A 13,163-nucleotide genomic window follows, 5' to 3' on the forward strand; every position below is an offset into this window, starting at 1 on the left:
AAAATTCTATGGGGAGGACGCAGGTGATGTAAAATTTCAGGAGCATCACCATGAATAGAAACTACATTTTTTACCTGAAAACGACGGCAATTTTCTTCAATTAAACCTGTTCCTGCTGAAGTTTTTTCAATTGCATATACTATAGAATCATTGCAAAGGCGAGCAATTTCAACCGAAACAGAACCTGTCCCCGCACCAATATCCCATATTATTTGTTCTGGTTGCAAGCTCAACTCAGCTAAAATTAACACTCGCACTTCCCGTTTTGTCATCAACCCCGGGCGATCATCATAACTTAAAAAATAATTATCTGGTATTCCCAAAAGAGGCAAGTTAGCTAAATCTATAGGTTGATGACGAATTATCGTTTTACGCAATAAAACCACTAAATTCAACGGTGCAAATATTTCTTTTTCTACTTCTTCTATAGACCATTGTTGCACTCGTTCATCCTCACTACCAATATTTTCACATACCCAAAATTGATATGTAGTTGGTAAATTTAAAGCTAGTAGTAAGTTAGCGATCGCCTGTGGTGTATTTGTCGAATCTGTCAGTACAGCAACCTTCTCAACTCCTTGCTGTAACGCTTGAATCAACTCATCCATAGGACGACCATGAACGCTAATTATTTTGGCATCTTGCCAAGGAATTTTGATGCGACTAAAAGCTAATTGCACCGAACTCAGATGGGGGTAAAACCTTAATTTTTCTACCGGAAAATGTGCTACCAATAATCTCCCTAAACCAAAAAATAGGGGATCTCCTGAAGCTAAAACCACTATACAACTATTAGGAGAATCTAAATGCTGCTGTATTTCTACAATTGCCTCCAGTACATCTCCCAATACAATAGTTTCAGCGTGATGATTAGGAAAATAACGGAGATGGCGATCGCTTCCTACCAACAAAGTCGCTCTTTTGACAATTTCCCGTACTAATTGATTTAGTCCACTTACTCCATCTAAACCTATGCCAATAACATTTATAGTCACAATAATTATGTTTTGTTCCTGCGTCTCTCAATCTAGTTTTTCTCTAAAACTAGAATAGAATTTACAACACTTTTTATCTGCTTTATAAAACTGATATAAAATGTCACGGGTTTAGACATTTCAATGTTTATTTCCTGTTTTTACGGTCAAATCAATTCAAAATTCTTGCATTATTAATTCACTCATTATAACCTCTGCTTGTTTGCTCCGCATTCCGCAGAAAAGTTATAGACTTGAAATCAGGAAAATATTTTTGATTTTTTCGTATTTGTACGAACCACGCTTGAATCCTTAATTAAACTTGTTGAAATTAAGTTAGAACCAAAATTTTTGAACTTTGAATTTTGAATTCAAAAAATGGTTACTGTTGGCAGCATAACCTCCACAGATATCAACAGTCAACCATAGCACATTTCATTACTTTACTAAATTAAATTACAAAATTAATCAACACAACTTTTTTTTAACAACGGAAATAATCTCCTCAAAGCAAAGGCCACTGTTCGGTTGTGGACTAAATTGGTAAATTTTTCTGTTTGTTCTTTTTCTTGGCCTTTAGACTGACTATTCAACTTGGCCTTATGTTCCTCAAACTTGGCCTGCACTTCTAGAGCAACTTGAGAGATCAATCTTTTTTTGCCCACAGTTAGTTGTGCGACTCCAATTATAAAGTTCTGATTTGGCAATAGAATAACCCGAACTTTTAAAACCCTCTATCTGACCACTTGACCTTTCCTCAAGGCCCAAACCTAACCGACGCTTAAAAGCTCCTTCTGACTCAAATCGAGACAAAGGATAACATCGAATTAGCAACATAGCTCTGACCATTAACCCAAAACCAGATAAGTCAAAAACTTGGTGAAATTTCTTATACTCTCGGCGATCGCTAACCAAAGCTAACAATCTGCCCCTTAACAATGTCTCCTGAATATGATTGTCAAAGATTTGCGACGCTAAATAGCGAGTATAGTTTTACTTGTGCTGCCAGAAAACTTAGCAATAATTTTAACTGCCTGTTTTAATGCTTTAGTGTTAAAAACAATCAAGACGATTAATATACTTAACTATAAATATATCAAGCTAAATTTTACCGAATAATTAAGGTTTCAAGGTTCTCATAAGTAAGGAGAAACAAGAAAAAATTTTCATGATTAGTCAATCCTATCAGTTTCAAGAAGAGGTAATAATTAATTATTAATTGTTGAACTATAAGTGTGATCGCTACAATTATCCACAACTTTGATTGGCCATCAAAAAATTATCTTCATCAGTTGGAGTGATTGAGTTATGCGATCGCACTTATCAGTTGCTCAAGGCCAAAAAGTTGCAGGAGTCTTTAGCATTGAACCTATTAGATAATTTCTGTGAACTTGAACTTTTGACTTAAGAGAAATCCTTGACATATAATTAATGACGACGATGATGGATGTAATTTGACCCCAGTATGTGGAGATTTAAGCCTTGGGTATAGAACTGCGCAGTTATGTATTTATAGACAACTTGCAACCTCAGCACGCCGCCTACATTGGTACAGTAGCTCTTGGCTTTTTACCATTACCAGGGGATACTTCCCTATGGGTAGAAATTTCTCCAGGTATTGAAATTAATCGTATTACGGATGTGGCCCTCAAATCTAATTCTGTTCGGCCTGGGGTACAGTTTGTGGAGCGACTTTATGGTCTGCTGGAAATTCATTCCAGTCGTCAGGGAGATACAAAAGCTGCTGGTAAAGCAATTTTGCAAGCTTTGGAAGTCCAGGAGAGCGATCGCCTGAAACCTCGTATTGTCTCTAGTCAGGTGATCCGTAATCTTGACCCCCACCAAGCACAGTTGATTAATCGTAATCGTCGAGGCCAAATGATTTTAGGTGGCCAAACTCTCTATGTTTTAGAAGTCCAACCTGCTGCTTATGCTGCTTTAGCGGCCAATGAAGCAGAAAAAGCTGCTTTAATTAATATCTTACAAATTAATGCGGTGGGTAGTTTTGGACGGCTTTATTTGGGAGGAGAAGAACGGGATATTTTGGCAGGTTCTCGAGCAGCTTTAGAGGCCATGAAAAATGTTTCGGGTCGAGAACATTTTAACCAACGCCAAGAATAAATTAGACATCTCCAGAAAATAGGGAACAGGGAACAGGGAAGAGGGAACAGGGGAGAGTAATTGATAATTTATCAATAAGAATTGATTGGATTTTTGATTATCGGAGATGTCTATTAGTTTCAAGAAACTTCTAGATTAATTCTCTAACAAATTCAAAATGAAAACTTACTCTATAGAAAATAGGGAACAGGGAACAGGGAATAGGGGGGAGTAATTGATAATTTATCAATAAGAATTGATTGGATTTTTGATGCTTGGAGATGTTTATGAGTTTCAATAAACTTCTAGATTAATTCTCTAACAAATTCAAAATGAAAACTTACTCTATCTGTGACAATTATATTCAGCGGGCACTGTTAAGAGGCAGATTGTCAGCTTTTGGTTGGCGATCGCCCAGAGTACAAGAAATTTAACCAAGTATTTGATTTATTCAGGTTCTGTGACAATTATATTCAGCGGGCACTGTTAAGAGGCAGATTGTCAGCTTTTGGTTGGCGATCGCCCAGAGTACAAGAAATTTAACCAAGTATTTGATTTATTCAGGTTTGGATTAATGGCGCGGGTAATGCTGTTGATTGGATGTTATCCATTGAGTCAGTTTGAATCAGCAGCAGCATTTAAACGCCGATTGGGTTTTGGCCAAGGGGAAAGGTCAAGTGGTCAGATAGAGGGTTTTAGTAGCTCAGGTTCGAGTATTGCCAAAACGGAACTATATAATTGGAGTCGCACAACTGTGGCCAAGAAAAGATTAATCTCTAAAGTTAGCCTATAAGTGCAGGCCAAGTTTCAATAATACAAGGTCAAGCCAAATAGTGAGTCAAAAGGCCAAGAAAAAAGTTCAAATGGAAAATTTACCAATTTAGTCCGAGAATGGACTATGGCCTTGACTTTGAGGAGATTATTTCCTTTATTAAAATCTAAGTTGTGTTGGTTAAAAAACTAATTTAACCTAAGAGTAGTAAAAAAATTCCTCTAGCTAAAGCCGGAGGTATTGATAACTGATAAGTGATAACTAATAACTAATAACTGAAATGACCTCTGATCACCAGATTCACATACACGATCGCCAAAATAATACTAATTATACAGTCCAAGTTCCTGAAGACCGCTACATTCTCCAAAGCATTGAGAACCAGGGAGTAAAATTGCCATTTGCCTGCCGTAATGGTGCTTGTACTACTTGCGCAGTTAGAGTTTTATCGGGCCTTGTGTATCAACCTGAAGCAATGGGACTATCCCTAGAGCTACAAAAACAAGGTTATGCCCTTCTATGTGTCAGTTATGCGCGTTCTGACCTATTCGTAGAAACACAGGATGAAGATGAAGTTTATGAACTCCAGTTTGGCCGCTACTTTGGCAAAGGAAAGGTAAAAATTGGACTGCCATTGGATGAAGACTAAAATAATTTATCTACTTATGGCCTGTATATTGTTGGTTAGTTGTCAAAATCTAAACCGACCTTCAGGCAAAATGACTAGAGTAGAAAGGGTTGTTAGTGGACAAACTATAGAAATAGCTGACCGTTCTGCTGCTGTACCTGTACTAGAACCTATTCGCTTGATTGGCATTCAAGCACCAGATATTAGACAAAAACCTTGGGGAGAAGAAGCAAGAATTGAATTAGAAAAATTAACCCTGGGGCAAGAAGTATTATTAGAGTTTGATGTCCAGGAGAAAGATAGATTTAATCGCTTACTAGCTTATGTTTGGTTTGGAGGAAAACTAATCAATGAATATATGGTAAAAGAAGGTTTCGCTCTAGCAGAGCCAGATTTTCCTAATACTAAATATATGGAACGTTTGATTAATGCTCAAGAAAGAGCTAGACTTATGGGCCTAGGTATTTGGAACCCAGACCAACCAATGCGTCAAACTCCTGCACAATTTCGTCGTCAAATAGGGAATAGGGAATAAAGCAGAGTATGGGGAGGATGGGGATACGCAAGTTGCATGAAGAAAAGCGGACTTTTCTCCCACACCTCCCACACTTCCCACACCTCCTACACCTCCCACACTTCCCACACCTCCCACGCTCCCCACACTCTCTATAATAATGCCGTCAATCAAGTTAGTTATTTTTTATGAGTATAGAAGAATTGGAAGTTTTCTTGGATATTGCGACTGAAACTGCTCTTGCTGGTGGTGCCGAGTTGATGTCTTACTGGGGTAATCTCCAAGATATTCAAGAAAAAGGTAGTCCAGGAAATTTGGTCACTGAAGCAGACAAAGCAGCAGAAGAGGCGATCGTTAAAGTTTTACAACGACATTTGCCAGATCATGGCATTTTGACTGAAGAAGCAGGAGAATTGGGAAATATAACAAGTAGATATCTGTGGGCAATAGACCCTTTGGATGGTACTACTAATTTTGCTCACCAATATCCTTTTTCAGCTTGCTCAGTTGGATTACTAATTGATGGAGTACCACAGGTGGGAGTAGTATTTAATCCAATCTTGGATGAATTGTTTCGTGCTGCTAAAGGGTTGGGGGCAACTCGCAACCGCAAGCAAATTTCTGTTTCTCAGACTACTATTTTACAAAAAAGTTTAATGATCACGGGTTTTGCTTATGATCGTCGGGAAACAACGGATAATAACTATAAGGAATTTTGTCAAATTTGTCATTTGACTCAAGGAGTAAGACGTTCTGGATCTGCTTCTTTGGATTTGTGTTCTATTGCTTGTGGTCGTGCAGATGGTTATTGGGAAAGGGGTTTGTCTCCTTGGGATGTTGCTGCAGGTATAGTTGTTTTGGAGGAAGCAGGAGGAAAAGTTACGGCTTATAATAGTAGTCCTTTTGATCTGAAGTCGGGGAAAATTTTAGCTACTAATGGCAAAATTCACGATTTGATGAGTAAAGCTTTGATTGAAATTCCACCTCTAGCTTATTGGGATACTACCATTAATTGATAATGAATAATGGATAATGAATAATGGATAATTATTTATTAGTGGATAATTAATTTATTATCAATTATCCATTGGTAAAGAGAGGCTTTAAACCTTTGGAGATTAATTATCAATTATTCATTGGTAAAGAGAGGCTTTAAATTTTTGGGGATTAATTATCAATTATCAATTATTCATTGGTAAAGAGAGGCTTTAAACCTTTGGGGATTAACTATCAATTATCAATTATTAATTATCAATTATTAATTATTAATTATCTATATTATGTTTACATTTACACAAGGATTGTTCAAATTTGATTTTACAGACCATCATGCAATTTTAGGGATTTCTCTAGATGCAAAATTTCCGGAAATTCGGAAACGATATATGCGGGTGGCACGTCGCTTACATCCTGATACCTGTCCTTTTGAAAATAAGACGGATCAGGAACTTGCTAATCAGTTGTTATCTAAATTGGTGAGTCCAGCTTATAATAAGTTTTCTAAGGAAAGCGATCGCGCTGAACTTTTTGTCATCCTTAAGAAACTAAGCAATACTGTTACTCAACAGCGTAGTCAAATTCAGTTTACTACTGAGACTGCTAAACAAGTTGCTAAAGGGGGAAATTATCAAGAAATATATAAAGCTGCTCTCCAAGAGTTGAGCGATCGGCAGTATGAATCTTTAGATAAAACTTTAGAAATCACAGGAGAAATTAGTGAGCTAAATTTAGCTTATCTACTGCGGAAACAACCTCAAGGTGGTGGTACTGTAGTGCCACCGCCACCACCGCCACCACCAGTTCAACCTCCCGTCGATCAAGACTCAAGGGTAAAACCCAAGGAAAATCCTTTGGTAGAACAAGCTTGCAGTCGGGCGGAAACTTTGATATCTAATAAAAGTTATGCCAAGGCAATTTTGGAGTTAAAAGGTGCTTTAAAAACAGATCCAGATCATAGTCGTTGTCATGCTTTATTAGGATTGTGTTATTTACAGCAAAATCAAGGCACAATGGCAAAAATTCAAGTTAAAAAAGCTCTATCATTAAATTCTCAAGAACCAAAAGCATTAGAGGTGAAAAAATTATTAGAAAAAGCAGCACCTAGTAAGAAGACTGGGAAAGGAACAGGGAAAAATGATAAAGGCGGTGGTTTATTTGGAGGTTTTTTTGGGGGAAATAAGAAGTAAGAGTGTGGGGAGTGTGGGAAGTGTGGGAAGTGTGGGAGGGTGGAGAGTATTAAGATATGGAAAATATGCAAGCTGCATTACTCCCTTACCCGCTAAAAAATTACCTAGCTAAATTTTACTGCCAGTATATGGTGCAATAATCTACAATTAAAAACCTACCTCCTATTCTGAAGAAAAAGACATCTGAGTTCAAGAATTAATTATTAATTATTAATTATTACCTCTTCTTAAAATAAGAGGATTGGTGAAAAGGAATTTTTTTCTCCTTAAAAGGAGAGGTTTTAAACCTTATTTTTTCGGTAAATAATCAAAATGGCAAAAGCAGATAAAATTAATTATAGTTGTCCGAGTGGTTTTCCAGAATTTCTTCCTAGTGAAAAACGATTGGAAAGTTATTTAATGGATACAATTCGTCAGGTGTTTGAACGCTATGGATTTACACCTATTGAAACTCCAGCAGTAGAACGTTTAGAGGTGCTACAAGCTAAAGGAAATCAAGGGGATAATATTGTTTATGGTTTATCTCCAATTCTACCTCCAAATCGTCAAGCTGAAAAAGACCAATCAGGAGATAGTGGTTCAGAAGAAAGGGCATTAAAGTTTGACCAGACTGTGCCTTTAGCTGCTTATATTGCTCGGCATTTGAATGACTTAAATTTTCCTTTTGCTCGTTATCAAATGGATGTGGTTTTTCGAGGCGAACGGGCAAAAGATGGTCGTTTTCGACAGTTTAGACAATGCGATATTGATGTTGTCGGTAGAGGTAAATTAAGTCTATTGTATGATGCACAAATTCCAGCGATTATTGCTGAAATATTTGAATCAATTAAAATTGGAGATTTTCTGATCAGGATTAATAACCGCAAAGTTTTAACTGGTTTTTTTGCATCTGTGGGAGTCGCAGCGGAGAATATTGTTTCTTGTATTCGGATTGTTGATACTGCGGAAAAAGTCGGAGAAGTAAAAGTTAAAAAGGCTTTGACAGAAATTGGCTTATCTGAAGCTCAGGTAGAAAAAGTTTGGGATTTTACGAATATTAAAGGTGCTGTTGATGATGTTTTGAATAAGTTGAAAAGCATGACAGAAACTTTAGATAATTCTGAGGTTTTAAGTCAGGGAATTTATGAATTAGAAACAGTAATTTCTGGCGTCCGAAATTTGGGAGTTTCAGATGAACGTTTCTGTATCGATCTATCAATAGCTAGAGGATTAGATTATTATACTGGCACAGTTTATGAAACTACTTTAATCGGACATGAAGCTTTAGGAAGTATTTGTTCTGGGGGTAGATATGAAGAATTAGTCGGAATGTTTATTGGGGAGAAAATGCCTGGAGTTGGTATTTCTATTGGTTTAACTAGATTAATTAGTCGTTTATTAAAGGCTGGTATTTTGGAATCTTTTGCTCCTACTCCAGCAACAGTTATGGTTGTGAATATGGAGGAGGATTTAATGGCAACTTATTTAGATGTTTCCCAACAATTACGTCGTAGTGGGATGAATGTCATAACGAGTTTTGATAGTCGTGGAGTGGGTAAACAATTACAACAAGCTGATAAACAGAAAATTCCTTTTTGTATTATTATTGGTTCCGAGGAAGCAGCAGCTAATATGTGTAGTTTAAAAGATTTAAGAACTGGTGAACAAATGAAGGTGTCAATAGCAGATTTAGCAGATGTATTAAAACAAAGATTGACTAATAATTAATAATTAATAATTAATAATTATGTAGTAATTGTCAATGATTTGTGAAAAAAAAATTGTAGGATTTGGGTTGGGAAACCCAAATAAAAATAGGATTTGGAGACCAAACCCCTACGATAAAATATTACAACATAAGCTAAGATAAATATTCCTAAAGCCAGACTAAAAATCAAAACTTTTTAATCGCTTATTGTCTATAAATACAGGTTTAGCAGATGTGTTGAAACCAAAATTGAGTCATAGTTAATAATTAATAATTATGTAGTAATTGTCAATGATTTGTGAAAAAAAAAATTGTAGGGGTTTGGTTTCCCAAGCCAAATAAAAATAGGATTTGGAGACCAAACCCCTACGATAAAATATTACAACATAAGCTAAGATAAATATTCCTAAAGCCAGACTAAAAATCAAAACTTTTTAATCGCTTATTGTCTATAAATACAGGTTTAGCAGATGTGTTGAAACCAAAATTGAGTCATAGTTAATAATTAATAATTATGTAGTAATTGTCAATGATTTGTGAAAAAAAAATTGTAGGGGTTTGGTTTCCCAACCCAAATAAAAATAGGATTTGGAGACCAAACCCCTACGATAAAATATTACAACATAAGCTAAGATAAATATTCCTAAAGCCAGACTAAAAATCAAAACTTTTTAATCGCTTATTGTCTATAAATACAGGTTTAGCAGATGTGTTGAAACCAAAATTGAGTCATAGTTAATAATTAATAATTATGTAGTAATTGTCAATGATTTGTGAAAAAAAAATTGTAGGGGTTGGGTTTCCCAAGCCAAATAAAAATAGGATTTGGAGACCAAACCCCTACGATAAAATATTACAACATAAGCTAAGATAAATATTCCTAAAGCCAGACTAAAAATCAAAACTTTTTAATCGCTTATTGTCTATAAATACAGGTTTAGCAGATGTGTTGAAACCAAAATTGAGTCATAGTTAATAATTAATAATTATGTAGTAATTGTCAATGATTTGTGAAAAAAAAAATTGTAGGGGTTGGGTTTCCCAAGCCAAATAAAAATAGGATTTGGAGACCAAACCCCTACGATAAAATATTACAACATAAGCTAAGATAAATGTTCCTATGTCTGGGATACATTCAAGGTGCTGCTCGCTTACCTCTGGATGTTGTGAAAAAATATAAATTGTCAGACTAGATACAGCAAAAGCTAGTAATTTAGTTAAGAGTTAACAATCTATAAATCCTTTATAGAGGTAATTTTTTTGAGGAGTTATTACATAAAAAATCACCTCTACTATTTTGAAAATTTTGTTGGTTTGACATTATAAATACTATGTTATAAATAACATTAGCTCAGAGTCCTGAAGAAAGAGAATAAATTTTCAAATTACGCTATCAAATCTATGTAGAAGAACTGGGATGGTGGGAAAATTGTTCCAACTTAGAACATGATTGTTTATTGACTACAGGAGCTTGAACAATGGCAGTGCTAATACTCGCAGAAATAGAGTCAACGGATACCTGGTTTTCCATATTAATTGCTCAATTAAAGAAAGAGCAACCCAATCTAGATTTGCGAATCTGGCCTGAATATGGGAAACCTGAAGAGATTGAAATTGTGTTAGTATCATGGCAACCATTGGGTACAATACCAAAATTTCCCAACTTGAAGTTAATTATGTCTCTAGCAGCGGGTGTAGATAGGATTTTAGCAGATCCCGACTTACCAGATAATATCCCTATTGTACGTCTGGTTTCTGAAAGCCAAACATGGCAAATGGCAGAGTATGTCACTATGGCTGTTTTGCTTTTTCAAAGGCGGTTGCTCGAATATCAAGAATTACAGCGATCGCGACGTTGGGAAGAGCTAGCTGTACAAGATGCTAGTTCATTTACTGTGGGCATTTTGGGCTTGGGACACCTTGGTTTGATGGTCGCCAAAAAGCTAGCATTGATAGGGTTTCCCGTTCGTGGTTGGAGTCGAACTCCCAAAGCAGTTGCTGGAGTGGAGTGCTTTCACGGGGATGAACAGTTTCAGCTTTTTTTGAAGAAATGTCAGGCGATCGTGTGCTTGTTGCCACTGACGCCACAAACTGAAGGTATTCTGTGCCATGAAAGTTTTTCAGCTTTGCCTCCAGGAGCTTATTTAATTAATGTTGGTCGCGGTAAGCATTTGGTGGAAGCAGATTTATTAAGTGCGTTAGATTCGGGTCAAATTGCTGGTGTTTGTTTAGACGTTTTTGATACTGAACCGTTGCCTATAGACCATCCTTTTTGGTTCGATCCGCGCATTATTGTCACTCCTCATATTGCTGCTCCGGGTCGGCCTGATGAAATAGCTGGTGTCATTCTTGATACAATTAATTGCAGTCAAATGGGAAGGCCGTTGAAATATGAAATTGACCGCCATTGGGGCTATTAACTGTTGTCCATAATCTGGTATAATCTATGTGCTTATTTCTAATTATCTGTTTTATCGGTTGTGCATCAATAAAGTGTGGGAAACGCCCTAGTATGCCTGGCCAAGACAATCTAAAAGCACTGATCTATCAAGGTTGAGGGCACTTGGGGAGCGAAAAAAGTGCAAATTTTTTAGCCTTTAAGACTAAAAATTTAGGACGGGTGGCAGACACTTCCCAAAAAGATACAGGTACAATTATTCCTCCTACTTTCGAGCGTCTCCCCACACTTCGGACACTTCGGACACTTCGGACACTTCGGACACTTCGGACACTTCCGACACTTCCGACACTTCCGACACTTCCGACACTTCCGACACTCCCGACACTCCCGACACTTCCCACACTTCCCACACTTCCTTGACGCACTACCGTTTTATCTAATCTTGGTTGAAGACCCGCGCTCTCCTGGAAGGGAGCGTCGTATGGGAATGCCAACATAAGCTATAATAAAACTACGAGTAGTAAGATCATATCCGGTAGCATCAGTATTGTATAGAGAAGGTAAGGAAGAAGTAGGGGCGATTTCGTTCCGAATGCTGTCGCTTTCCGCGTAATTAGGAGCATGACAAACGGAAATTGCCCTGACAACGGAAGGAAAAACTTTATATGACGGTAGATATTTCCCCAACTTTTACACAAACGATACCAACGGACATGATATAATAGGTCGAAAACATTGAAAGCTAGATATAAATATCGGATATATCCTAATCATATCATGTCCGCTTGTATCGTTTGTGTAAACCCAAAGGTGAATTTTACCGGAAATTTAAGTTTTTTTCCCTCTCTTAAATATTCCTCCCTGTTACCTGTTCCCTCTCTTAAATATTCGTCCCTGTTCCCTGTTCCCTCTCTTAAATATTCGTCCCTGTTCCCTGTTCCCTGTTCCCTGTTCCCTACCTTTGCTATACAATACCAATGCTACCGAACATGATATCATATCCAAATAACTAAATTAAATCAATTATTTGGATGTTGTCGTTTTGTTTGGAATCAAAGTTTAGCTTACAGCGGTTTTCATATGAATAAACCACAATGATACTGACTCCTAACTCCTGACTCCTAACTCCTGACTCCTAACTCCTGACTCCTAACCCCTAACTCCTGACTCCTGACTCCTGACTCCTAACTCCTAACAATGAATTTAGTGGTCTACTCAACTGAAAAGCGCTGTATGGTAATCAACTGTCTGCTGATGGCCAATACTTTTGTTCTAGAACATTTGTCTGTACAGTTGAGACAATATACTTCAAGGCTTGTAATCTAGACATCAAGAAGCTTACAGCTTATTTGTAGTTAATGTGAAGCTCAAAATATTGTTTGCGAGCGGTTACAGCTATAATATATAATCAAAATGAGAATAATAATCATTCTCATAATTATTGTTCTTTAATTCCATGTCCTTACCAATACAAACTAACATTGCCATCGTAGGTGCGGGACCCCACGCCCTAACTTTGGTAACTCATCTGTTGCAAAAACGGGAAAAGTATCGCCATAAAATAACAGTATTTGACCCCAGTGGCACTTGGATGAGTCAGTGGCGACAGCAGTTTGCAGCCCAAGAAATACCCCACTTGCGCTCACCCGCAGTTCACCACCCAGACCCAGACCCCTTTTCCCTGCGTCGGTTTGCGGAAAATCGCCCAAACGAACTATTCCCCCCCTACGACCTACCTGGAACAAAACTATTTCAAGAATTTTCCCAAGATGTAGTTAGTCGCTGGCAGTTAGAAGACAAAGTATACAAAGCATCAGTGACAAACATTGCTCCCATAACCTACCGAGGGAACCCTCAGTTTCGAGTCGAACTAGATGATGGCAACTCAACCATAGCTCGTC

At 37.2% G+C, this 13,163-nt stretch carries 16 protein-coding genes; 12 read left to right on the top strand and 4 right to left on the bottom strand.

Annotated elements, in window-relative coordinates; all coding sequences use genetic code 11:
- The coding region (gene cbiE, locus F6K40_RS33780) for a precorrin-6y C5,15-methyltransferase (decarboxylating) subunit CbiE (protein WP_293142579.1) at nucleotides 1-995 on the bottom strand (995 nt) is incomplete at its 3' end.
- 588 nt (nucleotides 996-1,583) lie between these two features.
- On the bottom strand, nucleotides 1,584-1,913 hold the full coding sequence (locus tag F6K40_RS33785; protein ID WP_293142582.1) for a hypothetical protein: 330 nt from the start codon (nucleotides 1,911-1,913) through the stop codon (nucleotides 1,584-1,586).
- 325 nt (nucleotides 1,914-2,238) lie between these two features.
- Between F6K40_RS33785 and F6K40_RS33790 the strand changes: the two genes are divergently transcribed.
- From F6K40_RS33790 to F6K40_RS33810, 5 genes are all read left to right on the top strand, one after another.
- A complete protein-coding gene (locus F6K40_RS33790; RefSeq protein WP_293142585.1) occupies nucleotides 2,239-2,382 on the top strand; it encodes a hypothetical protein in 144 nt (47 codons plus the stop codon).
- A 74-nt stretch (nucleotides 2,383-2,456) separates the two neighbouring features.
- The gene (gene ccmP / locus F6K40_RS33795) at nucleotides 2,457-3,095 is read left to right on the top strand and encodes a beta-carboxysome protein CcmP (protein WP_293142588.1); all 639 of its coding nucleotides are present in this window, start codon (nucleotides 2,457-2,459) and stop codon (nucleotides 3,093-3,095) included.
- 487 nt (nucleotides 3,096-3,582) lie between these two features.
- A complete protein-coding gene (locus F6K40_RS33800; RefSeq protein ID WP_293142591.1) occupies nucleotides 3,583-3,867 on the top strand; it encodes a hypothetical protein in 285 nt (94 codons plus the stop codon).
- 259 nt (nucleotides 3,868-4,126) lie between these two features.
- Nucleotides 4,127-4,495, top strand: a complete 369-nt coding sequence (locus F6K40_RS33805) for a 2Fe-2S iron-sulfur cluster-binding protein (protein ID WP_293142594.1) — start codon at nucleotides 4,127-4,129, stop codon at nucleotides 4,493-4,495.
- Nucleotides 4,485-5,009, top strand: coding sequence for a thermonuclease family protein (locus tag F6K40_RS33810; protein WP_293142597.1), 525 nt, complete (start codon nucleotides 4,485-4,487; stop codon nucleotides 5,007-5,009). The genes F6K40_RS33805 and F6K40_RS33810 overlap by 11 nt, the downstream gene beginning before the upstream one ends.
- Here F6K40_RS33810 and F6K40_RS33815 read toward each other — a convergent pair.
- Nucleotides 4,932-5,162 carry a hypothetical protein gene (locus tag F6K40_RS33815; RefSeq protein ID WP_293142600.1) on the bottom strand — a complete coding sequence of 77 codons (231 nt, stop codon included), beginning with the start codon at nucleotides 5,160-5,162 and terminating at the stop codon, nucleotides 4,932-4,934. The two genes, F6K40_RS33810 and F6K40_RS33815, sit on opposite strands and share 78 nt — an antisense overlap.
- Nucleotides 5,163-5,176: 14 nt before the next feature.
- On the opposite strand from F6K40_RS33815, the gene F6K40_RS33820 reads away from it, so the two are divergent.
- The 5 genes from F6K40_RS33820 to F6K40_RS33840 all read left to right on the top strand — a co-directional run bounded on the left by F6K40_RS33820 (nucleotide 5,177) and on the right by F6K40_RS33840 (nucleotide 11,281).
- Entirely contained in the window at nucleotides 5,177-6,004 is an 828-nt protein-coding gene (locus tag F6K40_RS33820; RefSeq protein WP_293142603.1) for an inositol monophosphatase family protein, read from the top strand.
- Nucleotides 6,005-6,268: 264 nt separating this feature from the next.
- Nucleotides 6,269-7,174, top strand: coding sequence for a J domain-containing protein (locus F6K40_RS33825; RefSeq protein WP_293142606.1), 906 nt, complete (start codon nucleotides 6,269-6,271; stop codon nucleotides 7,172-7,174).
- Nucleotides 7,155-7,286: a hypothetical protein gene (locus F6K40_RS33830; RefSeq protein ID WP_293142609.1), complete on the top strand. Its 132-nt coding sequence runs from the start codon at nucleotides 7,155-7,157 to the stop codon at nucleotides 7,284-7,286. Before F6K40_RS33825 ends, F6K40_RS33830 begins: the two co-directional genes overlap by 20 nt.
- 200 nt (nucleotides 7,287-7,486) lie before the next feature.
- Nucleotides 7,487-8,881: a histidine--tRNA ligase gene (hisS, locus tag F6K40_RS33835; RefSeq protein ID WP_293142612.1), complete on the top strand. Its 1,395-nt coding sequence runs from the start codon at nucleotides 7,487-7,489 to the stop codon at nucleotides 8,879-8,881.
- 1,458 nt (nucleotides 8,882-10,339) lie between these two features.
- Nucleotides 10,340-11,281 (top strand): 2-hydroxyacid dehydrogenase, encoded by a 942-nt coding sequence (locus F6K40_RS33840; protein ID WP_293142615.1) that lies wholly within the window; start codon nucleotides 10,340-10,342, stop codon nucleotides 11,279-11,281.
- Between the two features lie 243 nt (nucleotides 11,282-11,524).
- Here the strand turns inward: F6K40_RS33840 and F6K40_RS33845 are convergent, their stop codons facing one another.
- Nucleotides 11,525-11,674, bottom strand: a complete 150-nt coding sequence (locus F6K40_RS33845; RefSeq protein ID WP_293142618.1) for a hypothetical protein — start codon at nucleotides 11,672-11,674, stop codon at nucleotides 11,525-11,527.
- A 593-nt stretch (nucleotides 11,675-12,267) separates the two neighbouring features.
- On the opposite strand from F6K40_RS33845, the gene F6K40_RS41170 reads away from it, so the two are divergent.
- Nucleotides 12,268-12,360 (top strand): helix-turn-helix domain-containing protein, encoded by a 93-nt coding sequence (locus F6K40_RS41170; protein WP_365673730.1) that lies wholly within the window; start codon nucleotides 12,268-12,270, stop codon nucleotides 12,358-12,360.
- Nucleotides 12,361-12,718: 358 nt separating this feature from the next.
- Nucleotides 12,719-13,163: FAD/NAD(P)-binding protein (locus F6K40_RS33850; RefSeq protein WP_293142621.1), on the top strand; the 445-nt coding region annotated here is incomplete at its 3' end.

The organism is Okeania sp. SIO3I5 (assembly GCF_010672085.1).
Lineage (GTDB): Bacteria > Cyanobacteriota > Cyanobacteriia > Cyanobacteriales > Microcoleaceae > Trichodesmium.

Coding starts and splice junctions, on each gene's coding strand:
- F6K40_RS33820 (WP_293142603.1), top strand. CDS start 5,177: ATGAGTATAGAAGAATTGGAAGTTTTCTTGGATATTGCGACTGAAACT.
- F6K40_RS33840 (WP_293142615.1), top strand. CDS start 10,340: ATGGCAGTGCTAATACTCGCAGAAATAGAGTCAACGGATACCTGGTTT.
- hisS (WP_293142612.1), top strand. CDS start 7,487: ATGGCAAAAGCAGATAAAATTAATTATAGTTGTCCGAGTGGTTTTCCA.
- F6K40_RS33825 (WP_293142606.1), top strand. CDS start 6,269: ATGTTTACATTTACACAAGGATTGTTCAAATTTGATTTTACAGACCAT.
- F6K40_RS33810 (WP_293142597.1), top strand. CDS start 4,485: ATGAAGACTAAAATAATTTATCTACTTATGGCCTGTATATTGTTGGTT.
- F6K40_RS33805 (WP_293142594.1), top strand. CDS start 4,127: ATGACCTCTGATCACCAGATTCACATACACGATCGCCAAAATAATACT.